This window comes from Luteimonas terricola (genome assembly GCF_004352845.1).
In the GTDB taxonomy this organism is placed as follows: Bacteria; Pseudomonadota; Gammaproteobacteria; order Xanthomonadales; family Xanthomonadaceae; genus Luteimonas; species Luteimonas terricola.
Genome location: NZ_SJRX01000011.1, coordinates 1 through 25,588, shown reverse-complemented (window position 1 = coordinate 25,588; position 25,588 = coordinate 1). Strand labels below are relative to the sequence as shown.

Sequence of the window (25,588 nt, the reverse complement as noted above, 5' to 3'; positions counted from 1 at the left end):
GAGCGGAAGCGTACTCATGCCGCAGCCTCCGCGACCTGGCCAGCAAACAACGCATCAAGTTCATCAACCAGCGCCGGCATGAACCGCCACGCCTGCACCCCCTTCGCGTCTTCGCGAGAGGCATCCAGCCCCCGACAGAACACGTACCGCACGCCGCCGAAGTCACGTGCGTAGTCATACGCATCACCCAGGCGGAAGCGCAGCCAGCGGTGCAGCGCCAGCGTGTAGATCAACGCCTGCAGGTCGTACTCGCTGTGCGCCATCGCCTCATCCAGCTGCGCGGGGCCGTAGCCGGGCAGGCGGTTGGACTTGTAGTCGAGCACGTACCAGCGACCGTCGTGCACGTAGGTGAGGTCGATCAGGCCGGTCATCAGGCCTTCCAGCCGGCGACGCGCGCCGAAGCCCTGGCGCGCGGTGAGCAGGCCGTGGCGGTGCAGCAGCGCGAGCAGCGCGTCGACGCGCGTGGGCGCGAGCGCGAACTGGAACTCGATCTCCGGGCGGCGCCGGTCCGCGGGCACGTCGGCCAGGCGCACGCCTTCGGGCAGGGCGACGGTGAGCGTGTGGCCGATGAGCGGGGTGAGCACGTTGATGCCGTCTTCGATGTCTTCGGCCGGGTAGCCGCCGGCGCGCAGGCGGTCGGCGATCAGCTTGGCGTCGTCGCTGCCGGGCGCGGGCGCGCCGGGCGTCCATGCGGACCAGCGCGCGAAGTCGGTGTGTTCCAGCACGTCGTGCAGCACCACGCCGAAGCGGGTGCCGGAGAAGCGGGGGTCGAAGACGTCGGCGTCGGTGGCCGGGTCGGCACCCGACGCAAGCTCGACATCGGCATCCACCGCAGGCTCGTCCTGGCCGCCGGGTGCGGGCTGGGTGGCGCTGGCCGAGGCATCGCCCTGGCCTTCGGCGTTGGCGAGCTGGGTGAAGCTGTAGACCCACCAGTCGCTGGCGAGCGCGCGGGTGGCGATGCGCGCGGGCGGCACGGCATCTGTGGATTGCGGCGCGAGCCACGGCAGCGTGGCTGGCGGCGTGCTGTCGTCGATGGCGACGGTGGCGCCGAGCGCTGCGGCCAGCGAATCGGGCTTGGCGACCATGTGCAGCAGCGGCGACTTGTCGTGGTTGCTGAACATGCCGCTGGCCAGCCACAGTGCGTGGCGCGCGCGGGTAAGGCCGACGTACAGCAGGCGTGCGTCTTCGGCGCGCTGCGCGAGGGTCCATGCGTCCTTCGCCGTTTCCCAGCCGGAGCGCGACGGCAGCAGCTTCCAGTGCAGCGCGCGGCCGCCCTCGCCGTTCACCACGGCGCGCTGCCCGGGGCTGCGCGTGGGCGCGCCGATGGCCGCGAACGGCATGAACACCAGCGGGTACTCCAGGCCCTTGCTCTTGTGCAGGGTGACCACCTGCACGCGCCTGGCGTCGGACTCCAGCCGCAGCAGCTGGCTTTCGTCGTTGGCATTGGCGTCGGCGATGGCATTGGCCAGCCAGTCGACCAGGCCGTGCAGGCCGAGCGCACGCGCCTGCGCGTCCTGCAGCAGTTCGGCCAGCTGCAGGTAGTTGGTGAGGCGGCGCTCGCCGTCGAGCAGGCCGAGCAGGCGGCCGGCGTGTTCGGCGCAGAGGTCGTTGATCAGCGCCAGCGGGCCGCCGCGCTGCAGGCGGTCGCGCCAGGCGAGCGCGGTGAGCTGCCAGGCGCGCAGCGCTTCGCCATCGTCATCCAGCGCGGCGATCGCAGTGGCGTCCAGGCCCACCAGCACCGTGGACAGCGCCATGCGCAGGCGGCCGTCGTCGGCGCCGTGCAGCAGGGCGAGCAGCAGCGCGTGCAGGTCGCGCGCCTCGGGCGTGGCGAACAGGCTCTGCTTGCCGGCGGCAACCGCGGGGATGCCGGCCATCGCCAAGGCGTGGCGGATGCGCGTGGCCTCGTTGTGCGAGCGCACCAGCACGGCGATGTCGCCGGGCTGCACGGCACGGCCTTCGATGTTGGCCTTGCCGTCGCGCGCGTCGGTCAGCACGCGGTGGATGGCGGCGACGCAGGCTTGCGTTGCGAGTTCGCGCGAGCGGCCGGCGCTGTGGGGCTTCAACCTGCCCTTGGCGTCGGGTTCCGGCGTGGGCGCGCGCCACAGGGTGAGCGCGGGGGCGGCGGTGCCGTGGTGCTGGTAGTCGGCGTCGTCGCGCACGCCGCCGGGTTCGACCTGCTTGAAGGCGATGCGGCCGTCGATGAAGGGCGGCGGGATCTTGTCGTCGGCGTCGGACGCCGCCTGTGCCTGCGCGTACAGCGCGGACACCGCTTGCAGCACGGACGGCCGCGAGCGGAAGTTGAGGGCGAGCGGCGGAGCCTCTTCCGCGGTGGCGCGCGCGGCGAGGTAAGTCTCGACATCGCCACCGCGGAAGCCGTAGATCGCCTGCTTGGGGTCGCCGATCACGTACAGCGCGGGCGCACCGCTGGCGGCGCCGAACACGCGGTCGAAGATGCGCCACTGGCGGGCGTCGGTGTCCTGGAATTCGTCGACGAGCGCCACGGTGTATTGCGCGCGCAGTTTGGCGGTCAGTTCTGCGGCCTGGGGGCCGTCGATGGCGTCGGCGACGCGATCGATCAGGTCGTCGTAGGTCTGCACGCGCTGCTGCTGCTTGGCGCGGGCGACGCGCAGGCGGGCGTCATCGCGCAGGCGGTGCAGCAGCTCGACGCGGCGCGCGTCCTTCCACTCCGCCATCGCGGCCAGCGCGTCCAGGTAGCCGGGCACGGCATCGCAGATCGGCGAGTCCGGCGTGCGGCCGGCGCCGGCCTTGCTGGTGCGCAGCAGCAGGGTGTCGCGGTGCAGCTGCGGGAGCTTGGGGTGTTCGAACGGGGTGCCGCGCTCACCAGCGTGGCACCACTGATGCAGCGCATCGAACAGCGCGGTGATCCAGTCGAGCTTGTAGCTGCCGCCGTGCAGGATTTTGCCTTCCACCGCGGACACCAGCGCCGCGCGGAAGTCGTCGCCGTGGGTGCGGAACGCAGTGGCCAGCGCTTCACCGGTGGCGTGCAGTCTCGGCGCGGGATCATCCGGCAGCTCGGCCAGCGCCGGGCGCAGCAGGGGTTCGCGCACCAGCGGCGCGAGATCCGCGGCGAGCGCCTGCGGGCCGCCCGGCCACAGCGCCAGCAGGTCGTCGGCGGCGTCCGCCGTGCTGCCGTGCGATCGCCACAGGTCGGCGGCGATGGCCTCGTACAGCGGCGTGTCGCTGGTGAGCAGCTCCGGCGCATCGAAGGCCTGGCCGACTTCCAGCGCATGCTCGCGCAGCACGCGCGCGCAGAAGCCGTGGATGGTGAAGATGGCCGCGAGGTCGATGTCGTTGGCGGCGGCGTGCAGGCGGCGGCGCAGCGCGTCGGCGGTTTCGGTGCCGCGCGCGAGGTGGGCGTCGAGCACGGCGTGGGTGAGCGTGGCTTCGGGCGAGGCGTTCGCCGCAAGCATCGCGCCGACCAGCTGCTCGGCCAGCAGCAGGCGCGCGCGGATGCGGCTGCGCAGCTCCTGCGTGGCGGCTTCGGTGAAGGTGACGGCGAGCACCTGGCCCACGCGCAGCCCGCGCTCCACCACCAGGCGCACCACCAGCGTGGCCAGGGTGAAGGTCTTGCCGGTGCCGGCGGAGGCCTCGATGGCGTGCACGCCTTCAAGCGCGAGGTCGAGGTAGGGATCGCGCGCCGCGCTCATTCCGCGTCCTCCAGGTCGAGCGCGGCGGCGATGTCGCGCAGCGCGCCGAGATCGGTGCCGGCGTAGACCTCGCCGGACACCACCGCGGAATAGATGGCCATGGCGAGGTCGACGAACGCGACCTGGGTCGCCTCATCGGTGAATGGGTCGCGGCCGCGCAGCGCGAGCCGCAGCGCCTCGCCGGTGCCCTCGCCCCAACTGCGGTCGCTGCCGTGCCAGCGCTTGGCCGCCAGGTCCAGGCCGCGCTCGAGGTTGCCGGCGCGGTAGAGCTCCCAGCCGCTGTAGGGCGCGAACGGCAGCGGCCGGCGCAGGCCCTTGGTGCGCAGGGCGATCAGCGTGCGCAGCACGTCGCGCGCCTGTTCGGGATCGAGCGGCGCGCGCACGTGCGGGCCGACGCCGAGCTCGCCGCCGTCGTGGAACTCCACCAGCGGCGCCGATTGCCCGGCCGCGCTCGCCAGCAGCCAGTCGAGGCCGTTGCGGATCGCCGACTGCCCGGCGGGCGGATCGAAGCGCACGCGCGCAAGGCCGTGCGGGTACGCGTCGGCGACGCGGCCCTGCAGCTTCGCGCGGCCCGGGCCGCCGCTGCCCTGCAGCATCACGCCGTCGATCGAGACTTCGAGTCGCAGCGCATCCGGTGCCGCGGCACCGCGCCACTCGCCGAAGGCGGCGGCATACGCATCCACCTGCCCGCGCACGTCTTCCAGCGTGCGGCGGCCCAGCGGCCCGGACGGCAGCAAGCCTCGCGCGCGCAGCAGTGCATGCGTGACGCTGTCGTCCTCACCACGCAGCACGGCGTCGAACACCGCCTTCTGCAGCGTCTGCCGCGCGAAGCCGCGGCCCGGCGCGAGCAGCGGCTCGACGTCCTCGTCGATCGCCTCCACTTCGGCCAGGCGCAGGCCAAGGCGCTGCTTCAGGAACACTTCGGCCGGCGCCTGCAGGAAGCGGCGCAGTTCGTCGAGCGACAGCGTGGTGCCGTCATCACTGCCCGCCGACAGCGTGGTGCGATCCGTGCCGCCGCCGGCGTTTCCGTCACTGCCGATAGCGCCGTCGCCAATATCGCCGACGCTGTCGCTGCCATCAGCCAGCGCCGCCAGCGCCTCATCGCCAATCCACGCCGGCAGCGGCACGCGCTTCTGCGCGGGTTGCGCCGCCGCCGGCCACCATTGCGCGTGATACGAAAACCGCCGTGGCTCCTCATCGCTTCCAAACGCCGCAGGCGCAAACGGTTGCAAGGTGTGCCGCACCACCAGCGCCTCGCCCGCCTCTGTCTCCGGCACGTGCTGAGCATCCGCAGCCGCCAGCAGATCCGCCACCAGCACCGACGGCTCGCGCGCGCTGCCGTCGCGCGGGTCGGCGCCCTGGTAGCTCACGTAGAACACGTCCTGCGCTGCCGCGAAGAGCTGCAGGAACAGGAAGCGGTCGTCATCGCGCGTGGAGCGGTCGCCCTGGCGGCGCTGGCCGCTGGCGAGATCGGCGGTGAGGCGGTCGAGGCCGCCGGCGGGATCGCGGCGCGGGAACTCGCCGTCGTCCATGCCCAGCAGGCAGATCACCCGGAACGGCAGCAGGCGCATCGGCACCATGCGGCCGATGCTGACGCCGCCGGTGAGCAGCGGTGCGCGGGTGTCGGCTTCCGACAGCGCGGCGGCGAAGTGCGCGCGCACCACGTCCGCCGACACCGGCGTGTCGACGCCGGCGCGGCGCGCATCGGCGGCGAAGGTATCGATCAGGCTGCGCAGGCGGTCCAGCGCGCGACGCGACGCCGGTGACGATGGCGGCTTCGGCAGCAGCGCATTGAGCAGGCCGAGCAGGCGCTCGCGCCAGCCGTCGGGCGGCAGCGCTTCATCCAGCACGCGGGCGTGGCGGGCGAGCACGCGCAGCAGCCGCACCAGGGTGTCGAGCGCGTCGAGCGCGCTGCCTTCCAGCTCCGGCATCGGCGCGATGACTTGGCCGCTGGCTGTGGTGACGGGCGCATCGCTGCCGGTGGCGTGCCCGAGCAGCAGGCGGTCGAGCGCGAAGGCCCAGGTGTAGGCGTCATCCGCCGGCGCATCCAGGCGCGCGCGGTGCGCGGCGTCCAGGCCCCAGCGCGCGCCGGCGGCGTGCAGCCAGGCGTGCAGGCGCGCGAACGCGGCGGCATCCAGCGCCGCGGCCTCGGCCAGCGGCGGGCTGGCCAGCAGGTCCAGCGTTTCCACCAGCCCGAAGCGCGCCACCGGCAGCGCCAGCAGGCGCAGGAACACTTCGGCCAGCGGCTCGCCGGCGAGCGGGCTGGCGTCGGCGACCGCATAGGGAATGGAATCGGCGCGGCCGCGGCCACCGAACACGGCGTCCAGATACGGCAGGTAGGGATCGATATCCGGCGCCAGCACCGCGACCTCGCGCGGCTCCAGCGGCGGGTCGAAGCGCCGGCCCTCAGGCGAGTCCGGCTCGAACAGCGCGCGCAGCTGGTCGTGCAGCACCTGCAGCTCGCGCAGGCGCGTGTGGCAGGCGTGCACCTGCAGGCTGGGATCGTCGCGGCGCAGCGCCGGCAGCCGGGTGCGCGGGTCGTCCGCGGTCGGCGCTAGCGTGGGCGACGGGCGGCGGTGGAACAGGTCCGACTGCAGGCGCCGCAGCAGGCTGCCCTGCAGCGCGCCGCCGCCCTCGCCCGGGTCGGCATCGCCGCGGAACTCGACGTCCGGGTGCACCACTTCGTAATTGCCCAGCACCGCCATGAAGTCGCGCCCGGCCGCGCCCCAGGCGCGCAGCAGCGGGTTTTCGCCGGCGGCCGCATCCGGATCGCCGCCGCGCACGCGCTGCAGATCGCCCCAGTAGTCGCGGCTGGGCGAAGGCACATAGAGATGCAGCGTGCCGACCCGCGCCTGGCTGGCGATCACGCGCAGCACGTCCGGCGACACGTTGAGGATGGCGAAGGCGAACAGCCGCTTCGGCAAGCCGACCGGCAGCGGTGCGTCAACGTCGGCAAAGCCGCGCAGGTAGGCATCGATGCGCCGCGCGCGGTGGTCCGTGCCGCCCGCCACGCGCCGCCACAGCGCCGCCTGCGGATCGCGCGGCGCCTCGCCGGCCTCCCAGGCCAGCAGCCATTCGCGGCGCCAGGCCTTGTACTTCTCGAAGGCCTGCGCGAGTTCGCCGGCCAGCGACCACGCCTTCAGCGGATCGGGTGCGTCCTCGAGGTAGGCGCGCATGGGCTGCAGCGCGCGCTCGCGCAGCAGCGCCGGGTCCGCCAGCGCGGCGTGGATGCGCCAGCGCAAGGCTGCCGCATCGAGGTCATCGCCGCGCCCCGGCACGTTGCCATCCAGCGCGCGCTGCACGAACTCGCCCGGCGTCAGGAACTCGAGGTTGGCGGCCACGCCGTGCGCCTCGGCCAGGGTGGCCTGCAACCAGCGGCGCATGGCCACCTGCGGGATGAGGATGGTGTCCGGCTCCAGCAACCCCTGGCCCGGCGCGGTCGTGCGCAGCTCCGCGGCCAGCAGCCCGGCCAGCACGTCGAGCGCATTGGAGTGGTAGAGGCGGAAGTCGCCGGTCCCCTGTGTCATGCGGCCATGATGCCGGAGCGCGGTCGCATGGTGCGATACGGCGCATTGGGGCTCCTGCAGCAGCGGCGGTGCCATCCGGCGGGCGCAAGGCAGCGCTTATCCTGATCGGCGATAATCGCGGACCCGCCCCGCTTCGCCGCCATTCAGCCACTTCCGGCCAAGCTCTCGCGTTTGCCCGTCCGCAACTCCCGGCAGCCCCCCATGCCCCACGCAGCGCCCGCATCGAACGTCCCCGCCGTCCGCCTCTCCGGCGTGCGCCTGGACCGCGGTGCGCGCACGATCCTGTCGGACATCGACCTGGTGGTCCCGCGCGGCAGCATCACCGCGATCCTTGGCCCCTCGGGCAGCGGCAAGTCGACCCTGCTGGCGGCGCTGACCGGCGAGCTGGCGCCGGCCGCGGGCAGCGTGGAGGTCTTCGGCCAGGCGGTGCCGCGCCGCCATCGCGAGCTGCTGGAGCTGCGCAAGGGTATCGGCGTGCTGCTGCAGGGCAACGGCCTGCTCACCGACCTCACCGCCGGCGAGAACGTCGCGCTGCCGCTGCGCGCGCATACCAGGCTGCCGCCGCCGGTCATCGAACAGCTGGTGCTGATGAAGCTGCACGCCGTGGGCCTGCGCACCGCCGCCGATCTGTATCCGCGCGAACTCTCCGGCGGCATGGCGCGCCGCGTGGCGCTGGCCCGCGCGCTCGCGCTCGACCCGCCGCTGATGCTCTACGACGAGCCGCTGACCGGGCTGGACCCAATCGCGTCCGGCGTGATCATGAGCCTGATCGCGCGCCTCAACGCCACCCTCGGCCTGAGCAGCGTCATCGTTAGCCACCACGTGCGCGAGACCCTGCCCATCGCCGACCAGGTGCTGGTGACCGCCAACCGCGGCATCGTCTTCGCCGGCACGCCGGCCGAGCTCGAGGCCAGCGACGACCCGCTGCTGCGCCAGTTCCTGCGCGGCGAGCCCGACGGCCCGATCGCCTTCGACCCGGCGTCCGCGGCGAGCCACGAGGCCACACCCGCATCGCCCGCGACACCCGGCGCGTCCCGGCCCGCCACGGAGGCCCGCTGATGCCCTTCATCTCCAGCACCCGTTCGCTCGGCCGCGCCGGCCTGTTTTCGCTGTCGGTGTTCGCGGCCTCGAAGCCGACCGGCGACTTCTTCGCCGAGCTGCTGCGCGAGATCTACAAGATCGGCGCGCGCAGCATGCCGATCATCGCCGTCGGCGGCGCCTTCGTCGGCCTGTCGCTGACCCTGCTCGGCTACCGCGCGCTCGAGACCTACGGCGCATCGAACCAGGTCAGCGTGCTGATCGGCCTGGGCCTGTACCGCGAGCTGGCGCCGGTGCTGACCGCGCTGCTCTTCATCGGCCGCGCCGGCTCCTCGATCGCGGCCGAACTGGCGCTGATGCGCGCCACCGACCAGATCCAGGCCCTGGGCCTGATGGCCATCGATCCGATCGCCAAGGCGGTCGCGCCGCGCTTCTGGGCGGCGGTACTCTGCGTGCCGCTGCTGACCGCCTTCTTCGTCAGCCTGGCGCTGAGCGCGAGCTGGTTCCAGGCCGTGCAGATCCTCGGCGTCGACAACGGCACCTTCTGGCAGACCATGCGCGACGTGGTCGATTTCCGCGACGACTTCCTGGTCGCCTTCCTGAAGTCGGCCGTCTTCGGCGGCACCGCGGCCCTGGTCGCGGCCTACGTCGGCTTCCACGCCGAACCGACCATCGAAGGCACCTCCGTCGCCACCACCCGCGCCGTCGTCAACGCCTCCTTGCTGGTGCTGATGTTCAACTTCGTCCTGTCCGCGTTGCTCTTCCGATGAAAGAGAAGGGCGTTTGGCCACGGATTTACGCGGATGACGCGAATCACACGGATCGGCTCCCCGCTTTCCTGCTCTTATCCGCGTCATCCGCGTAAATCCGTGGCAAAAAAAGCTTTTGTTCTGCTCTGCCCTTGATCCGCGTCCATCCGCGTAAATCCGTGGCCAAAACCGCTCTTCCGAGGTCTCCCAATGAACACATCCCGTGGTCCCCGCCTCGAATTCGCCGTCGGAGCGTTCCTGCTCCTCGCGCTGGCCTCCGTGCTGGTGCTGGCGATCGCGTCCACCAACGGCAAGTTCGGCTTCGCGCGCGACAGCTACGAGCTGACCGCGCGCTTCACCAATCTCGGCCAGCTGCGGCCCAACGCGCCGGTGAAGGTCGGTGGCGTGACCATCGGCCACGTGGCGGGGATCGACCTTGATCCGGTGAAGTTCGACACCATCGTGACCCTGGCGATCGACACGCGCTTCAACGAGATCCCGATCGACACCTCGGCGCAGATCCTCACCGGCGGCCTGCTTGGCGAAAGCTACGTCGGCCTCCAGCCAGGCGGCGACATGGAAGTGTTCCTGCCCGGCGAAGAACTGGTCTACACCCAGCCCGCCGTCGACCTGATGCAGATGGTCGGCAAGTACATGTTCAGCGGCGGCGGCGATGATGGCGGCGCTGCCGCAGGCACACCGGCGCCCGACATGCCGGCCGAAGAGACCCCGTCCCCCACGGAGCCCAACGAATGAACCGTCCCCTGATCCCCCTCCTGCTGGCGTCCGCCCTGCTTGCCGCCGCACCGTTCGCGGTGCAGGCCCAGGCCGCCCAGCCCGCCGCCGCCAGCACGCAGGGCGAATCGCCCAGCAAGCTGGTGCTCGACAACAGCCAGCGCATCCTGACCACGCTGGAAGAGCGCCGCGCCGAGTTCACCGCCGACCGCAGCAAGCTGCAGGGCTTCATCGCCGGCGAATTCGACCAGATGTTCGACCGCGAGTACTCGGCGCGCCAGGTGCTCGGCCGCCACGGCCGCGGCGCCAGCGATGCCGAGGTGAAGGTCTTCGCCGACGCGCTGGCCGACAGCCTGATGCGCCGCTACGGCAGCTCGCTGCTCGACTTCAACACCCGGCTGCGCGTGCGCGTGAAGTCGGAAACCCCGCTGCCGCGCGGGCTGGGCGTCAAGGTGTCCAGCGAGATGCTGCGCTCGGGCGGCGAGCCGATCCCGGTCGACTACCTGATGCGGCAGACCGCCAACGGCTGGCGCGTGTTCGACGTGATGGTCGAAGGCGTGTCCTTCGTGCAGACCTTCCGCCAGCAGTTCGACACCCCGCTGTCGCGCAAGTCGATCCGCGACGTCGCGGCCGACCTGAGCGCCGGGCGGGTCCAGGCCGATGCCGGCGGCAACTGAGGCCGCCGTGCACCGCGACGGCGAGGCGCTGCGCTTCAGCGGCGCCCTCGTCCGTGCCGCGGTGCCCGCGCTGTGGCGCGCCGCGCAGCCGCAGGCCGCCGGCGCACGCCGCATCGACATCGGCGCGGTGACGCGGATCGACAGCGCCGGCCTGGCGCTGTTGTCGGCGCTGGCGGAGACCGCCGCGCGCGGCGCCGCCATCGACGTGATCGGCGAGCCGCCCGGCCTGGCCGACCTCCGCGCCGCCTATCGTCTCGATACGGCACTCGGCTTCGCGTCCTGAGACATCGGGACGGCCCAAGGACACGCATGCACAGCCAAGTACCATCCCGCCTGCGCACGGCCGCGGCCGCGCTCGCCCTGGCCTTGCTTGTCGGCTGCGCCGGCACCGCACCGCGCGCGCAGGCGCCGCTTGAGCCCGCGGCCACGGTCGCCGCCACCGCCGACCACGGCACCATCGATGGATCGACGGCGATCCACGATGCCGCAGCGGCAGGCACGCAGGCGGATATCGGCAGCGAGGCCGCCGCGCTGGACGGCCACGCTGGCGCCCTGCCCGCCGATGGTTTCGATCCCGATCCCGATCCCGCGTCCAGCGACGGCTTCGATGCCGCCGAACCCGGCCGCGATCCCACCCAGGCCGAGCTCGATTTCGCCGCCATCTACGGCGGCGACGTCTACGACCCCGTGGCCGACCCGACCCTGCCGGCGCCGGCCCAGCTCCCGGGCGCCAGCCACGACCCCTGGGAAGGCTGGAACCGCCGGGTGCACGGCTTCAACATGGCCATCGACCGCGCCGTCGCCGAGCCCCTGGCCCGTGCCTACATGAAGGCCGTGCCGCGCCCCATGCGCCTGGGCGTGGGCAACTTCTTCAGCAACCTCGGCCAGCCGGTCAGCGCGCTCAACGCCCTGCTGCAGGGCAAGCCGAAGCAGGCCGGTCAGTCGCTGGGCCGCTTCCTGGTCAACGCCACGATCGGCGTCGGCGGCCTGTTCGACCCGGCATCGCGCATGCACATCCCCAACCGCAGCGAAGACTTCGGGCAGACGCTCGGCGTCTGGGGCTGGGAGACCTCGCGCTACGTCGAGCTGCCGCTGTTCGGCCCGCGCACCGTGCGCGACGTCTTCGGACTGGTCGGCGACGGCCAGGTCTCGCCGCTGCGCCAGGTCGACGACGACGCGGTGCGCATCGGCCTGCAGGGCCTGCAGCTGGTCGATCTGCGCACCCAGCTGTTCGCGGTCGACCGCCTGCGCGAGGGTGCCGCCGACGAATACGCCCTGGTGCGCGACGCCTGGATGCAGCGCCGCAACTACCAGATCCACGGCGACAGCATCCGCGAAGACCAGAGCGATCTTCCCGACTACCTGCTCGAGGACGAAGCCAACCCGACGGTGCCGGTGGACGTGATGCCGATCGTGCCGGGCTCGGGCTCCTGACCGCCGTGCCGGCGACCGGAACCAGGCGCCGGCCCTAGTCCTCGTCGGCGCCGTTCGCGCCCGGCGCATCCCCCAGCAACTCCTGCGCCTCCGCCCCGGGCAGCGTCTCCACGCCCTTGAGCTGGCGCTCGATCGCGCGCGTGCGCACGCCGGCCTGCTTGATGCTGTTCTGCACGGTGTCGAGCTGGCCGTGGGCCCGCTCCAGCACGGTCGCGAACTTCCCGAACTCCGACTTCACCGCGCCCAGCAGCTGCCAGACCTCGCTCGAGCGCTGTTCGATCGCCAGCGTGCGGAAGCCCATCTGCAGGCTGTTGAGCAGCGCCAACAGGGTGGTCGGCCCGACCACGGTCACGCGGAAGTCGCGCTGCAGCGCTTCGAACAGGCCGGGGCGGCGCAGCACTTCGGCGTACAGGCCCTCGGTCGGCAGGAACAGCAGCGCGAAGTCGGTGGTATGCGGCGGTGCCAGGTACTTGTCGCGGATGCGCTTGGCCTCCACCCGCACCTGGCGCTCCAGCGCCACGGCGGCCTGGGTCGCGGCCTCGGGATCGGCGCGGTCCTGGGCGTCGAGCAGGCGCTCGTAGTCGTCGCGCGGGAACTTGGCGTCGATCGGCAGCAGGATCGGCATGTCCGGCTGCGTGCCGGGCAAGCGGATCGCGAACTCCACGCGGTCGCCGCTGCCGGGCACGGTGGCGCAGTTGGTCTCGTACTGGCCGATGGTCAGCACCTGCTCCAGCAGCGACGCCAGCTGCACCTCGCCGAAGATGCCGCGCGTCTTGACGTTGCCCAGCACGCGCTTGAGGTCGCCGACGCCGGTGGCCAGCTCCTGCATCTCGCCCAGCCCGCGCTGCACCTGCTCCAGGCGCTCGGACACCAGCTTGAACGAGGCGTCCAGGCGGGTGTTGAGCGTGGTCTGCAGCTTCTCGTCGACGGTGGCGCGCATCTGCTCGAGCTTCTGTGCGTTGTCGGCCTGCAGCGACTTGAGCTGCGATTCCAGCGTGGTGCGCATCTCGCCGATGCGCTGCTCGTTGCGCTGGGTGAGTTCGCCCAGGCGCTGGCCGAGCTGGTCGGCGAAGCGCTGCTGCGCCTCGGCGCCCTCGGTGCGGGCCTTGCGCGCGTCCTCGCCCAGGGCATCGCGCAGCACGTCCAGGCGCTGGTCGGTGCGGGTGCTGAACTCGGTCAGCCGGGCGGCAAACCCGTCGATCCGCTGCCCCTGCGCGGAACCCAGGCTGTCGAGCTGCTGCCGCAGCTCCCCGCGTCCGTCGCGCTGCTCCGCGCGCAGCGCCTCCTCAAGCCCGAGGCGCAGCGACGCCAGCGCCGCCTCCGGGCGCCGCAGCAGCAGGACCACCAGCAGCACGATGGCCACCGCCACCGCCGCCAGCACCAGAATCAACAAGGTCTGAACATCCATGCGTCCAGTGTATCCGTGGCGGGTCGCAGCCATCGCGACCGGAACGCCAGCCGCAACCAGGCCCGACCTGGAATCCTGAAATCGCAGCCATGGCTGCTCCCACACCCGATTGGCGGGAGACCAAACCACATGAAAATCCAGGTCCGCCGCGTCTATTCCGATCCCGGCACCGGCGAAGGCCACCGTGTACTCGTCGACCGCCTGTGGCCGCGCGGCAAGTCGAAGGCCGATCTTGAAGGCGTGCCCTGGGTGAAATCGGTGGCGCCGAGCGACGGGCTCCGCCACTGGTTCGACCACGATCCGGACAAGTGGCCGGAGTTCAAGCGCCGCTACTTTGCCGAGCTGGACGCCAATCCCGAAGGACTGGCCGAGCTGCGCAAGGCACTGGGCCGCGGTGCCCGCGCCACCCTGCTGTATGCCGCGCACGACGAGGGCCACAACAACGCCGTCGCCCTGGCCGAATACCTCCGTCAGTCCAGCACCCGGCAGAACACCGCCTTCAGATAGCGCGACTCCTGCGCGTTCGCCATGAACGGATGGTCCGGCCCGGCGCCCGACACCTTCAGCACCTGCACCGTGCGGTTGGAGAAGAACGCCGCCCGCCGCAGCATGTCCAGGAACTGGTCCTCGGCCACCAGGCCCGTGCACGAGAACGTCGCCAGCAGCCCGCCCGGCGCCACCACCGACAGCGCCAGCTTGTTCATGTCCAGGTACTTCTTCAGCGCCGGGATCACCTGCTCGCGGTCGCGCGTCATCTTGGCCGGGTCCAGCACCACCACGTCGTAACGCTCACCGGCATTGGACGCATCGCGCAGCCACGGGAAGATGTCGGCCTGCACGAAGCGTGGGCGCACGCCGTTGAGCTTCGCATTGCCCTTGGCGAGCTCGATCACGTCGGCGTCGATGTCCACGCCCACCACGTCCGCCGCGCCGCGCACCGCCGAATACACCGCGAAGCCGCCGGTGTTGCAGCACAGGTCCAGCACGCGCTTGCCTGCCACCTGGCGGCTCAGCCATTCGCGGTTCTCGCGCTGGTCGGCGAAGAAGCCGGTCTTGTGCGCGCCCGAGGGATCGGCGCGGAAGCGGATCCCGTGCTCGGTGATGATCGCGGGCTCGGTGCCCGGCGTGCCGTGGAAATCGAAGCTCTCCTGCTTCTGCACGTGCTCGTCGGCGAAGGCGTGGAAGCGGCAGCCCGGGAACTGCTCCCGCAGCGCCTCCATGATCCATTCGCGGTGGCGGAACATGCCGGCGCTGAAATACTCCAGCACCAGCAGGTCCGCGTAGCGGTCGACCACCAGGCCGCTGAGCCCGTCGCCCTCGCTGTGCACCACGCGCCAGGCGTCGCTGGACGCGTCCAGGCGCAGCACCTCGCGGCGCAGCGCCACCGCGTCGGCGATCTTGCGCGAGAACCAGCCGGCGTCGACCGGCACGTTCGGGTTGGTCTCGAGGATGCGCACCGCGATCCGCGAATGGCCGTTGTAGAAGCCGCGGCCGATCCACTCGCCGTCCACGCCGACCACATCGACGATGGTCCCGGGCTTGGGCCTGGGGGTCGGCTTCTCGACCAGCTTCTGGAAAATCCACGGATGGCTGGACCGCCAGGCGTTGCGCAGGCGGACCACGGGCAGGGCGTCGTTCATGCCGTGATTCTACCGGGTCGCAGCGGCGGCCCCGGACGTCGGCAGCCACGGCCGGTGCCGTGCCCGGGGTCCGGCCCTTGCGTTGCCGGCGTCCGTCGCCATGCTTTGGGAACATGCACCTGCCCAGCCACGACCACCCGCCCGACTCCGCGGCCCAGCGCGCCGCCGACTGGCGCCGCTTCCGCCTCGCCGCCGGCGCCTCGGCGATCTTCGTCGCGCTGCTGGCCGTGGTGTACATCGCCCAGGCGGGCTTCGACGCGCGCCTGTTCTCGGTGGCGCCGGGCAGCATCGCAGGCCTGTTCGGCATCCTCAGCGCGCCGCTGCTGCACGGCTCGCTCGAGCACGTCGTCGCCAACGGCGTGGCCGTGCTGTTCCTGGGCACGCTGGCCGGCTGGGTCTACCCGCGCGCCACCCTGCGCGGCCTGCCGTTGATGTGGCTGGGCTCCGGGCTGGGCGCCTGGCTGCTGGGCGCGCCGGGCTCCTGGCACCTCGGCGCCAGCGGCGTGACCCACGGCCTGATGTTCCTGGTGATGGCGCTGGCCGTGCTGCGCCGCGACCGCGCCGCCATCGCCGCCACCATGATCGGCTTCATGTTCTACGGCGGCATGCTGCTGACCGTGCTCCCGCGCGAGCCTGGCGTGTCCTGGCAGTCGCACCTGGGCGGCGCGATCGGCGGCATCGTCGCCGCCTGGCTGTTCCGCCGCTTCGACCCGGCGGCGCCGCGCAAGCGCTACAGCTGGGAGCTCGAAGAGGAACAGGCCGCCGCCGACGCCGCACGCGCGGAGGCCGAGCGCGACCAGTTCGAATCGCAGCTGCCCGATGACGTGCCGGTGCTGTGGACGCGCCCCGAATCCGATGGCGACGAGCGCGGGAAGGTGCTGGAGTTCCCGCCGCGCGATCGGCGCTAGACTCCGGCCATGCGCATCCACCCTGCGACCCTCCTGCTGATGGCGATCCTGCCCTGGAGCGGCGCCACCGCGAGCGATGCCACGGAGAACAGGGCCATGGCCGAAGTCGACGCCCGGCTGCAGCGCTACACGGGCGACGTGCCGGGCGCGGCCCTGCTCGTGCTGCGCGACGGCGAACCCGTGGTCCTCCGCGGCGTCGGGCTGGCCGATGTCGAGGCCGGCATACCGGTCACCCCCGGCACCAACTTCCGCCTGGCCTCGGTGAGCAAGCAGTTCACCGCTGCCGCCGTCCTGCTGCTGGCCGAGGACGGCCGCCTGCGCCTGGACGATCCCGTGCGCCGCTGGCTGCCCGCGCTTCCCGCGAACGCGGACGGCGTGACCCTGCACCACCTGCTCAGCCACACCTCGGGCCTGCACGACTACGAGGACCTGATGGCGGCCGACTTCAGCGGCCAGGTGCGCGACGCGGACGTGCTGTGCCTGCTGGCGACCGGGTGGGCTTGTGGTGCTGGCGGTGCTGATGCCAGTGTCGGAAGCGGTGATGTTATCGATGCCGATACCGGACTCGACCCCGATGCGCTTGCCGCCCGTGACGACAGCGCACCAAGCGTTGTCGATGACACCATCGGCCCGCCCTATTTCGCCCCCGGCAGCGCCTACCGCTACAGCAACAGCGCTTACGCCCTGTTGGCCCTGATCGTCGAACAGGCCTCCGGCAAGCGCTACCCCGATTTCCTCCGCGAGTGCATCTTCGCGCCGCTGGGCATGGACCACACCGTGGCCTTCGTCGACGGCGCCAACCATGTCGACAAGCGCGCCTACGGCCACAGCGCCGAGGGCGATGGCTGGCGGCGCACCGACCAGTCCACCACCAGCGCCGTACTCGGCGACGGCGGCATCTACTCCTCGATCGACGACCTCGCGAAGTGGGACGCCGCGCTGTACGACGACCGCCTGCTCGCCGACGCCTCGCGCGCGCTGGCGTTCTCCGCCCAGACCACCACGCCCACCGGCGAAGACGACGTCCACGCCTACGGCTACGGGTGGCGCCTGCACGACGGCCTGAAGTGGCACTCGGGCGAGACCATGGGCTTCCGCAACGTCATCCTGCGCTGGCCCGCGCAGCGGCTGACCGTGCTCCTGCTCAGCAACCGCAACGACCCCGAACCCTATGCTGCCGCCCGCGCCATCGGCGAGGCGTTCCTTCGCGAGGCCGACGCACGCTAGGCTTGTCGCCTTCGCACCGTTGGACCCCGCCATGCCCCTTGCCCGCCGCCTGTCGCCGGCAGCCCTTGCCCTTGCCGCCGCCGTCGCCCTGCTTCCGGGCCTGTCCGCCTGCCAGCGCGATGCCGCGCCCGAAGCCGGCGCGCCGTCCGCCACCGCCGCCGAACGCTCGCAGGACCCCGCCGCCAACCGCATCGAGGACGACGTGCGCACGCTCGCCGACGACCGCATGCAGGGCCGCGAGACCGGCACCCCCGGCTACGACCTGGCCGCGGAGTACGCCGCCGAACGCTTTGCCGACGCCGGACTGGTCCCCGGCGGCGAGGATGGCGGCTGGTTCCAGCGCGTGCCCCTGCTGCGCGCCACCATCGCCGCCGAGAGCGCGCGCTTCGGCGTGCGGCTGGGCGACGAGGCCACCACCCTGGACTTCCAGCACCAGTTCCTGCCGATGGCCAACTTCAACCGCCCCGAGGCCGCCATCGACGCCGCCGCCGTGTTCGTCGGCCAGGCCGTGCACGCGCCGGCCCTGGGCCATGACGACTTCGCCGGCCTGGACCTGCGCGGCAAGGTCGCGGTGATGTTCGGCGGCGCACCGGAACGTTTCGACGACACCCGGCGCGCCTTCCACGCCTCCCTGGCCGAAAAGCTGCGCGGCGTGGCCGAGCGCGGTGCCGCAGGCGCGGTGCTGGTCAGCACCGCCGCCGACGAAGTGCGCACGCCCTGGGCGCGCAGCGCCGCCGCCTGGGACCGCCCCAGCATGCGCCTGCGTGGCGCCGACGGCCGCGGCATCGACACCTGGCCCGAACTGCAGGTGGTGGCCCGCGTGAGCGCCGCCGCGGCCGACACCCTCTTCGCCGGCGGCGACCGCAGCGCCGCGCAGCTCGCCGACCAGGCCCGCGCCGGCACCCTGCGCGGCTTCGACATGCCTGTGCGCCTGTCTTTGGCCGTGCACACCCGCGTCGAACCGCTGGACTCCCGCAACGTCGTCGGCCTGCTGCACGGCGGCGACCCCGCGGTGGCCGACGAGTACATCGTCCACACCGCCCACCTCGACCACGTCGGCATCGGCATCGAAGTCGACGGCGATGCGATCTACAACGGCGCGCTCGACAACGCCCTGGGCGTCGCGATCATGACCGAGGCCGCGCGCGAACTCGCCGCGGCCGACGAAGCACCCCGCCGCCCGCAGCTGTTCGTCGCCGTCACCGCCGAAGAGCAGGGCCTGCTCGGCTCGCAGTGGTTCGCCCGCCACCCGACCATCTCCGACGGTGCACTGGTCGCCAACATCAACATCGACATGCCCGTGCTGACCGCGCCCAGCCGCGACGTCGTGCCGATCGGCGTCGAGCACTCGTCGCTGAAGGCCGTGGTCGATGCCGCCGCCCGCGAGATCGGCGTCAAGGTCTCGCCCGACCCCTTCCCGGAAGAAGCCGTGTTCGTGCGCAGCGACCAGTTCTCCTTCGTGCGCGAAGGCATTCCCGCCCTCTACCTCGACGGCGGCATCGAAGCCGCCGATCCCGACCGCGATCCCAAGGTCTCCGCCACCTGGTTCATGCGCAACTGCTACCACCGCCCCTGCGACCAGGCAGACCTTCCGATCAACTACGACGACGCGGCGCGCCTGGCACGGCTGTCCGCGCGCATCGCGCAGGGCATCGCCGACGCCGATGCGCGACCGGCGTGGAACGATGGGGACTTCTTCGGCGAACACTTTGGTGGCCAAGCGCCGGCCGGCGGGATCGAGCCCTAGCTCGCGTGCGCAACAAGGCCGGTTGACGGTCCAATTCGCGTGTCCCCAGTGTGTCAACAGGGGGAACGATCTTGACGAGCTTACCTTCCGACCGGCCGGTACGGCTGGGCATAGTCGGATGCGGTGCGATCACGCGCGCGGCGCATCTGCCGGTCATTGCCGGAGACCGCCGGGTGGAGGTGACCGTGCTCTGCGACCGCGATCGCGGCAACGCCACGCAGGCCGCGCGCGAAAGCGGCATGGATGCCGCGATCACCACTGACCTCGCCGAGCTCGCCGGCAAGGTCGACGCCGCCATCGTGGCCGTTCCACCACGCTTCCACGCCCCGGTTGCGATCCAGCTCATGGAAATGGGGATCGACGTCCTGTGCGAGAAGCCGCTCGCGATCACGGTCGCCGACGGCCGCAGGATGGCGGAGGCCGCTCGCAGGACCGGGCGCGTACTCGCCGTCGCGCTCATGATGCGGTTCTTCCCGCACAACCGGTGGCTCGCGGACCTGGTGGAAGAGGGGGAGATCGGTGAGGTCCGCGAAGTCATCGTCGAGGACGGCGCGCCGCTGGACTGGCCGATGGCAAGCAACAGCTATTTCGATCGCAACGCGACCGGCGGCGGCGTCCTGTTCGACACCGGCGTGCACCTTCTCGACCGGATGCTCTGGCTGTTCGGCGATCTCACCGGGATCGCCTACGAAGACGATGCCCTCGGCGGCTTCGAGAGCAACGCCAAGCTGACCGGCGTCCTGCGCATCGGCGGGCGACCGGTGCCGGCGCGCCTGGAGTTCAGCTGGTCGCACCGGCTGCGCCGCAGCATCCGCGTGGTCGGCGAACGCGGCACGCTCGAGGCATCGACCGCGGATCCGCGGACCCTGACCCTCCACCGGACCACGCGACGCGGCCCGATGGAGATGCAGATCGCGTGCGCCCCGCGGTGGGACGGACGCAGCCACTACCGGGCGCAGCTCGACGACTTCATCGGCGCCGTCCGCGAGCGGCGCGAACCGTTCGTGACCGCCGAGTCGGCACTGCATGCGCTGGCGGTCATCGAGGCGGCATACGCGCTGCGGACACCGATGGCGCAGCCCTGGCTGGCGCGGATCGAGGCATCGGCATGAAGCCCGCCCGGATCCTCGTCACCGGCGCCACCGGGTTCATCGGCTCGCGCCTGTGCGAGCTCCTGTCGCTGGAGTACCGGCTCCCGTACCGCGCGCTGGTCCGCGACTTCTCGCGCGCCGTCCGGATTGCCCGCCTGGACACCGAGCTGGTTGCCGGCGACATGCTCGACCCCGGCAGCCTGGCGCGGGCGGTAAAAGGGTGCGACGCCGTCATCAACCTGGCCCATGGCGACGACCAGAGCACCAGGAAGCAGACCGCGCACCTCGTCAACGCCTGCACGCGTGCCGGAGTCCGACGCCTCGTCCACGTCAGCTCGATGGCGGTGCACGGACCATCGCCGGAGCTGCCGGTGCTCACCGAAAGCACCGCGTCGATCAAGCGTTGGGGCGAGGCCTACTCCGACGCCAAGGCTGCCGGCGAAGCCGTGGTCACGGCGGCCGGGAAGCGGGGCGCGCTCGAGACCGTCGTCCTCCGCCCGACCATCGTCTACGGGCCCTACAGCTTCTTCGTCACGCCAATCATCCAGGGCGCGCGGGAGGGGCGGATCAGCATGATCGACGGTGGCCGCGGCGTCTGCAACGCGGTGTACGTCGACGACGTCTGCGAAGCGATCATGGCGGCGCTCGACGGCGACGACGCGGTCGGCGCGGCGCTCCTGATCAACGGCGATACCCGCATCACGTGGCGGGACTTCATCACTACTTTCGCCGGCATGGTCGAAGGCCCGAAGACGACCCATGACCACTCGCCCGACGACATTGCCGCCTACTGGCAGGGGAGACGACCGCGCGCGCGCGACAGCGTCACCGCGGCGCTCCGGCTCGCCGCCTCCCCGGCTTTCCATACCCAGCTCGGCACCATCCCGCCGGTGGGCAGGCTGATTCGCGGCACCAAGGAGCTGGTCGCCGGACGGATCTCCCCGGAACAGAAGATGATCATCAAGTCCCGACTGCAGGGCCGGCGCGCCACCGCGCACGCCGACGACACCGCAGCGGTCGAGGTGCCCAATCCGGGCCGGGTCGTGCGCGAGGCCTACCGGTCGTGGGTGTCGAACGACCTGGCCAAGGCCCGGCTCGGCTGGAAGCCGGCCCATCCGTTCGAACTCGGCGCCCGACGCACGGGCGAGTGGATGCGCTTCGCACGCATCGTTTGACCCAAAGGAGGGGTTTCAGCTTGAACGCCAAGCATGCCCGATACACCGTCAAGCAGGATGGCAATCAGAGCGTCACGTTGCCCCGCCACCGCCCTCATCTTGCCGACCAGCCCATACATTCTGCTCTCTCCACTCAGCCGGACGCAGCAAGTACTACCGTCCCAGCCGCAGCTGTAGCAACAAAGGCTCGTCTACTGAGATGCACCATAGCCGCCTAACCCGGAGTCAAGCCGCGCCGCGAAGCGGCTTCAGCCTGAATGAATTGTCAGCCCTCAGCCTTGCGCACTGAGAACAGATGCCCTGTACAAATCTCACCCTTGTACTCAGCCTGTCGCGTGTCCATGTGGCGCATGCCTGAATGCGCCAAGACCGCGAGGCACGCCAAATTACGGACATCCGCGTTTGCCACAACTTCAGCGACGGCTGTGGCCGAGAACAAGAGCTCTATCAGCCCGCGTACGCACTCAGCGCCATACCCGTTTCCCTGAACCACGGGGGTGATGCTAAGGCCAAACTCTGCTTGTACACAGTCAGGAGAAAGCCATACACCAATATCACCGATCAATAAATCGCTCTTCACGTCGGCAATTGCCAACTGTCGCCATGTGTCAGGCGCGAGGCTGGTTTGGGCGGCTTGAGACCGCAGGAAGTCCGAAGCCTCCCATCGCGTCATTGGTTCCCAGCCTTGGTACCTTGCGACAACTGGATCACTGCGATACGCGTGAAAGGCATCAAGATCGTCTGGCCGCAGGGTGCGGAGGCGCAAGCGTTCCAGGCTGTGTGGCAATCTCTCAAACATTGGGGAAACCGGGTATGAGGGCTAACACAGGAACCAGGCCGACCCGCGAAGCGGGTTCAGCTTGAATGAATTGTTAGGCCTCACCCGCGAGCTTCCCTAGCATGTGGTCGATCACTTGGCCATGTTCATGCTGCGGGCTGAAAAGCACCACCTCAGCATCTTTCTCGACTCGCACCGTATGTCCAGGAGGCCAGAAGAACATGTCACCAGCAGCTACAGACTCATGGGTCCCGTCTTTGTACGTAACGATGATCTCGCCTTCCATGAGATAGCCCCAATGCGGGGATTGGCAAAGATCATCAGTGAGCCCTTGGAGCAATGGAGCCATGTCCGTGCCTTGCCCAAGTGAGAAGTACTCTGCCCCAATAGCTCCATAACCACTGGCATCACCGAAGTCTGGAATCTGCCGAGCCGTGGCTCCAGGAATGGTGATACGTGCTGGAATATCAGTCTTTGCGATGCGCATGTCACACCTCACCTGGCGGAATTGGATGCCCCCAGTCCTCTGTAACGGGTGGATCCATGCGGTGCGGACATGTGTGCGCGAGGCCTATTGTTGGGCCTTTGCCTGCCGCGATGCCAACCGTCCCTTACGAAGCAATCTCTCTGCGCGCATGACGTACAGGATGAACACCTTGTGCCCATCGTAGCGATAGAAGACGCGGCAAGGCGGCTCCACAACCTGCCGATACCGTGAACGCCCAAGCTCTTGTGGGCGGCTACCGCTCTCTGGATGATCAGCAAGTCGCTCGACATGAGCAAAGATGCGCTTGACCAGCTCCGAGGCAGCGACCGGGTCTTCCAACGCAATGTAGTCGGCAATGGCATCCAGGTCGCTCAGCGCAGGCTCTGACCAGACTATTTCAGCCATCTGGCGAGACGCTTCTTGGCTTGTGCGTGCGTCGCCACACGACCCTCGGCAATCGCCTGCTCTCCGCGTGCGATTCCCTCGAGCACTGTCATGCGTCGCTGCATGAGCTGAAAGCTCTCAACGTCCACGAGGTACGCGCTCGGCAGGCCGTGCTGCGTGATGAGGATAGGCTCCTTGTCCCGCTCGATATCGGAAAGGAGCTCGGTCGCCTGGCGCTTGAGGGTGGTAACGAGTTCTGTACGCATGAAGTGACACTACAGTATCACTTTGGCCCCGCGCAAGTGCTGGGGCAAGGACCTAACACTGAGTTGAGCCGCGCCGCGTAGTGACGTCGGCTTGAATGAATTGTTAGGCCTCGCAGGTTAACAAAGTAAGTGCACCGCCCACGCCGCCCGATACTACAGAGGTGAGCTGGCAGACTGGGTGGGATCCCTCCGGCAAGAGACGATCCCCCATGTACAACCAGCTCACCGAGCATGAAAGATACACCTTGGGCGCGATGAATCGAGCGGGCTTCAGCGCCCGCCATATAGCCCGCGTGCTCGATCGCAGCCACACGACGATCAGGCGCGAGCTCAGCCGCAACGCCTGCCACGCCACCGACGGCGCCTATCGGCCCAGCAAGGCACAGGAACGGACCAACGGCCGGCGTCGCCGCTCGCGGCAGATCAAGCACCACCCGCCCGAGATCTACGACTGGATTGAAACGGTGCTGCAGGAAGATCAGTGCAGTCCGGAGCAGATCGCCGGCGCGTCCAGGAAGGCTGTGGGCGTGCCGATCAGCCACGCCACGATCTATCGCCACGTGCGCAAGGATCAACGCCAGGGCGGCCGTCTGTACCGGCACCTGAAACAGGGCGGGAAGCGCCGCCGCAAACGGACGTTTTGGCTGGAAAAGCGCGGTCGCCTGCAGGGCAAGCCCATGATCGACACCCGGCCCGAAGCCGTTGAGCTGCGCCTGGAACCCGGCCACTGGGAAGGCGACACCGTCACGGGCGCCACAGGCGAGCGCGACTGCCTCCTCACATTGGTCGACCGCAGCGCAGGGATCAGTCTGGTCAAGAAGTTGCGCCACCGCACCGTTACCGCAGTCAACCGCGCGGTCTTGGAGGTCATCCGCGACAGCGGCCTACCCTTCAAGACCATCACCTGGGACAACGACACCGAGTTCCACGGCTACAAGGCGCTGGAAGAAGCCGCCGGTATACGCTGCTACTTCGCCTATTCGCATCGACCTTGGGAGCGCGGCAGCAACGAGAACTTCAACGGCCTGCTGCGACAGTACTTTCCCAAGCGAAAGAGCCTCGCACGCGTACGGCAACGTGACTGCGATCGCATTGCGCAAAAACTCAACTCAAGACCGAGGAAGCGGTATGGCTACCAGACGCCCATTGAAAGGCTCAACGCGATCTCAGGGGTGGTGCACGTGGGGGGTTAATTCACCCCGCACCTGCGCCCCGGATCTTGGCTAGCGCCGCTGCCCCCAACCCCCAGAGCAAAGTAGAGCATGAGCCGGCAAAGACCGCCACGCTAAGCACCAGCCATATGGAGCCACGCCCGCCGCTGAAGTTGAGCTGCGGATTGCCCGCGAGGGCGACTGATACGGGAAGCCAGAGTACGGCCCCGAGCAGCGAGACGAGAGAGGCGACGCGTAGCGCAGAGCCCCGAATGCTGTGTACAAGTGCCAGGCCCGCCAGGGCACAGAGCCCTAAAGCGACCAATCCATTGCCGAGTGGCAATCCACCAAGCAGAGGTGTCTCGAGGTAAGGCGCGCCACAGACAAGCGACAGCACGACAAAGGCAACGAACGCCACAAGCACCGAAACGATCACGCTCTTCTTGATCATGCTTGCGACGGCACCCGACTGCGGCCTAACACCCAAGTCAAGCCGAGACGCGTATTGGAGCGAACCACATGGCAAGCTTTTTCTGCCATGTGGTTTGCGGAACGAAGTGGCTTCGGCTTGAACGCATTGTTAGGCCTCTGCCCCGCTGGTGAAACGAAGCCCTAGCCAGACCGCAGCAATGCCCACGAGGACGCTACCAAGAATGTACAGCAGGGCAAGGCTTGTTTCCCCGCGCCGCAGGAGGGTGAGCGCCTCCAGCCCGAACGCCGAGAAGGTTGTGAAGCCACCCAGAATACCGGTGACCAAGAACAGGCGAACCGGCTCCGAAACGGATGCCTTGGCAGAAGCGCCTACGAGCACGCCGATCAGCAGACAGCCCAAACAATTGACAGCGAAGGTGGCCCACGGAAACCGATCCGTCGGGGCAGCACCCAGCGCGACGGCCGCAGCGTAACGGGCCACCGAACCGAGGAAGCCGCCAAGTCCTACCCACAAGTACGCGCTCATATGTGTTTGAGGCCTAACGCCTTATGTCTTGAGTTTCCCCTACCGTAGGCGCCGAGAGCCCGACGTGCGCGCCCGATAACGCCTCGGTGTCAGACCACCGTAATTCAGCAGGGGCCGCACGCCGGATCTCGCGCCCTGCGCCCGAACAGTTGGTCGAGGTTTCCCTCGAACTGATAAGCGTGGGCCTCGGGCGCGATGCTCTCGACCACTCGACTGTAACGGAGAATCGGGATGACGGCAGCAGGGATCGACGTGTGCAAGGCCAGCCTGGATCTGGCCGTGGATGGGCGGCCAGGCGTGGTCGGGTTTGCCAACAATCGCGCCGGCATCGCAAAGCTGGTCAAGCGCTTGCGAACGCTCGGAACCACGCGGATCGTGGTCGAAGCTACCGGTGGCTACGAAGAACCGCTGCTCGAGGCCTGCTGTGATGCCGGCCTGTGGATCGCCCGGGTCAACCCGCGGCAGGCTCGCGCCTTTGCCAATGCCGCCGGCGAACTGGCCAAGACCGACGACATCGACGCCCGGATCCTGGCGCTCATG

24 protein-coding genes are annotated in these 25,588 nt (G+C 69.9%); 14 read left to right on the top strand and 10 right to left on the bottom strand.

Going from position 1 to position 25,588, the window contains the following annotated elements:
* Positions 1 to 14 precede the first annotated feature (14 nt).
* Both E2169_RS13210 and recC read right to left on the bottom strand, forming a co-directional pair.
* Positions 15 to 3,668 (bottom strand): UvrD-helicase domain-containing protein, encoded by a 3,654-nt coding sequence (locus E2169_RS13210; RefSeq protein WP_132987086.1) that lies wholly within the window; start codon positions 3,666 to 3,668, stop codon positions 15 to 17.
* On the bottom strand, positions 3,665 to 7,195 hold the full coding sequence (gene recC / locus E2169_RS13205; protein ID WP_132987085.1) for an exodeoxyribonuclease V subunit gamma: 3,531 nt from the start codon (positions 7,193 to 7,195) through the stop codon (positions 3,665 to 3,667). The genes E2169_RS13210 and recC overlap by 4 nt, the downstream gene beginning before the upstream one ends.
* 201 nt (positions 7,196 to 7,396) lie before the next feature.
* Here recC and E2169_RS13200 point away from each other — a divergent pair, with 201 nt between their 5' ends.
* The 6 genes from E2169_RS13200 to E2169_RS13175 all read left to right on the top strand — a co-directional run bounded on the left by E2169_RS13200 (position 7,397) and on the right by E2169_RS13175 (position 11,828).
* Complete coding sequence (locus E2169_RS13200) at positions 7,397 to 8,254, top strand: ABC transporter ATP-binding protein (protein ID WP_132987084.1); 858 nt, start codon at positions 7,397 to 7,399, stop codon at positions 8,252 to 8,254.
* Positions 8,254 to 9,003, top strand: coding sequence for an MlaE family lipid ABC transporter permease subunit (locus E2169_RS13195; RefSeq protein WP_132987083.1), 750 nt, complete (start codon positions 8,254 to 8,256; stop codon positions 9,001 to 9,003). The genes E2169_RS13200 and E2169_RS13195 overlap by 1 nt, the downstream gene beginning before the upstream one ends.
* A gap of 189 nt (positions 9,004 to 9,192) precedes the next feature.
* Entirely contained in the window at positions 9,193 to 9,738 is a 546-nt protein-coding gene (gene mlaD / locus E2169_RS13190) for an outer membrane lipid asymmetry maintenance protein MlaD (protein ID WP_132987082.1), read from the top strand.
* Complete coding sequence (locus tag E2169_RS13185) at positions 9,735 to 10,394, top strand: MlaC/ttg2D family ABC transporter substrate-binding protein (protein WP_132987081.1); 660 nt, start codon at positions 9,735 to 9,737, stop codon at positions 10,392 to 10,394. Before mlaD ends, E2169_RS13185 begins: the two co-directional genes overlap by 4 nt.
* Complete coding sequence (locus tag E2169_RS13180; protein WP_132987080.1) at positions 10,378 to 10,677, top strand: STAS domain-containing protein; 300 nt, start codon at positions 10,378 to 10,380, stop codon at positions 10,675 to 10,677. Before E2169_RS13185 ends, E2169_RS13180 begins: the two co-directional genes overlap by 17 nt.
* A 26-nt stretch (positions 10,678 to 10,703) precedes the next feature.
* Positions 10,704 to 11,828, top strand: a complete 1,125-nt coding sequence (locus E2169_RS13175) for an MlaA family lipoprotein (protein WP_132987079.1) — start codon at positions 10,704 to 10,706, stop codon at positions 11,826 to 11,828.
* Positions 11,829 to 11,862: 34 nt separating this feature from the next.
* Here the strand turns inward: E2169_RS13175 and E2169_RS13170 are convergent, their stop codons facing one another.
* Complete coding sequence (locus E2169_RS13170; RefSeq protein WP_132987078.1) at positions 11,863 to 13,236, bottom strand: DNA recombination protein RmuC; 1,374 nt, start codon at positions 13,234 to 13,236, stop codon at positions 11,863 to 11,865.
* A gap of 129 nt (positions 13,237 to 13,365) precedes the next feature.
* Between E2169_RS13170 and E2169_RS13165 the strand changes: the two genes are divergently transcribed.
* Positions 13,366 to 13,743 (top strand): DUF488 domain-containing protein, encoded by a 378-nt coding sequence (locus E2169_RS13165; protein WP_132987077.1) that lies wholly within the window; start codon positions 13,366 to 13,368, stop codon positions 13,741 to 13,743.
* Here the strand turns inward: E2169_RS13165 and E2169_RS13160 are convergent.
* On the bottom strand, positions 13,707 to 14,876 hold the full coding sequence (locus tag E2169_RS13160) for a class I SAM-dependent rRNA methyltransferase (RefSeq protein ID WP_132987076.1): 1,170 nt from the start codon (positions 14,874 to 14,876) through the stop codon (positions 13,707 to 13,709). The two genes, E2169_RS13165 and E2169_RS13160, sit on opposite strands and share 37 nt — an antisense overlap.
* Positions 14,877 to 14,995: 119 nt before the next feature.
* Between E2169_RS13160 and E2169_RS13155 the strand changes: the two genes are divergently transcribed.
* Genes E2169_RS13155 through E2169_RS13135 form a run of 5 tightly spaced genes read left to right on the top strand, consistent with a single transcriptional unit; the run spans position 14,996 to position 21,024 of the window.
* Positions 14,996 to 15,784 (top strand): rhomboid family intramembrane serine protease, encoded by a 789-nt coding sequence (locus tag E2169_RS13155; protein WP_370465155.1) that lies wholly within the window; start codon positions 14,996 to 14,998, stop codon positions 15,782 to 15,784.
* A 15-nt stretch (positions 15,785 to 15,799) separates the two neighbouring features.
* Positions 15,800 to 17,011, top strand: coding sequence for a serine hydrolase domain-containing protein (locus E2169_RS13150; RefSeq protein ID WP_370465156.1), 1,212 nt, complete (start codon positions 15,800 to 15,802; stop codon positions 17,009 to 17,011).
* A gap of 31 nt (positions 17,012 to 17,042) precedes the next feature.
* Entirely contained in the window at positions 17,043 to 18,758 is a 1,716-nt protein-coding gene (locus E2169_RS13145; protein WP_132987073.1) for a M28 family peptidase, read from the top strand.
* Between the two features lie 50 nt (positions 18,759 to 18,808).
* Complete coding sequence (locus tag E2169_RS13140; protein WP_132987072.1) at positions 18,809 to 19,870, top strand: Gfo/Idh/MocA family protein; 1,062 nt, start codon at positions 18,809 to 18,811, stop codon at positions 19,868 to 19,870.
* Positions 19,867 to 21,024: an NAD-dependent epimerase/dehydratase family protein gene (locus E2169_RS13135; RefSeq protein WP_132987071.1), complete on the top strand. Its 1,158-nt coding sequence runs from the start codon at positions 19,867 to 19,869 to the stop codon at positions 21,022 to 21,024. Before E2169_RS13140 ends, E2169_RS13135 begins: the two co-directional genes overlap by 4 nt.
* 265 nt (positions 21,025 to 21,289) lie before the next feature.
* Here the strand turns inward: E2169_RS13135 and E2169_RS13120 are convergent, their stop codons facing one another.
* The 4 genes from E2169_RS13120 to E2169_RS13105 all read right to left on the bottom strand — a co-directional run bounded on the left by E2169_RS13120 (position 21,290) and on the right by E2169_RS13105 (position 22,939).
* Complete coding sequence (locus E2169_RS13120; RefSeq protein ID WP_132987070.1) at positions 21,290 to 21,823, bottom strand: GNAT family N-acetyltransferase; 534 nt, start codon at positions 21,821 to 21,823, stop codon at positions 21,290 to 21,292.
* Between the two features lie 73 nt (positions 21,824 to 21,896).
* Positions 21,897 to 22,289, bottom strand: a complete 393-nt coding sequence (locus E2169_RS13115) for a cupin domain-containing protein (protein WP_132987069.1) — start codon at positions 22,287 to 22,289, stop codon at positions 21,897 to 21,899.
* An 84-nt stretch (positions 22,290 to 22,373) separates the two neighbouring features.
* Positions 22,374 to 22,694 (bottom strand): type II toxin-antitoxin system RelE/ParE family toxin, encoded by a 321-nt coding sequence (locus E2169_RS13110; protein WP_132987068.1) that lies wholly within the window; start codon positions 22,692 to 22,694, stop codon positions 22,374 to 22,376.
* Positions 22,682 to 22,939 (bottom strand): type II toxin-antitoxin system Phd/YefM family antitoxin, encoded by a 258-nt coding sequence (locus E2169_RS13105; protein ID WP_132987067.1) that lies wholly within the window; start codon positions 22,937 to 22,939, stop codon positions 22,682 to 22,684. Before E2169_RS13105 ends, E2169_RS13110 begins: the two co-directional genes overlap by 13 nt.
* Positions 22,940 to 23,148: 209 nt before the next feature.
* Between E2169_RS13105 and E2169_RS13100 the strand changes: the two genes are divergently transcribed.
* Positions 23,149 to 24,132, top strand: coding sequence for an IS30 family transposase (locus E2169_RS13100; protein ID WP_132987066.1), 984 nt, complete (start codon positions 23,149 to 23,151; stop codon positions 24,130 to 24,132).
* 1 nt (position 24,133) lies between these two features.
* Here E2169_RS13100 and E2169_RS13095 read toward each other — a convergent pair whose 3' ends face one another.
* Both E2169_RS13095 and crcB read right to left on the bottom strand, forming a co-directional pair.
* Positions 24,134 to 24,541: a hypothetical protein gene (locus E2169_RS13095; protein ID WP_132987065.1), complete on the bottom strand. Its 408-nt coding sequence runs from the start codon at positions 24,539 to 24,541 to the stop codon at positions 24,134 to 24,136.
* A 129-nt stretch (positions 24,542 to 24,670) separates the two neighbouring features.
* Positions 24,671 to 25,048, bottom strand: coding sequence for a fluoride efflux transporter CrcB (gene crcB, locus E2169_RS13090; RefSeq protein ID WP_132987064.1), 378 nt, complete (start codon positions 25,046 to 25,048; stop codon positions 24,671 to 24,673).
* 231 nt (positions 25,049 to 25,279) lie between these two features.
* Here crcB and E2169_RS13085 point away from each other — a divergent pair.
* A partial coding sequence (locus tag E2169_RS13085) for an IS110 family transposase (protein ID WP_165942428.1) occupies positions 25,280 to 25,588 on the top strand: 309 nt, incomplete at its 3' end.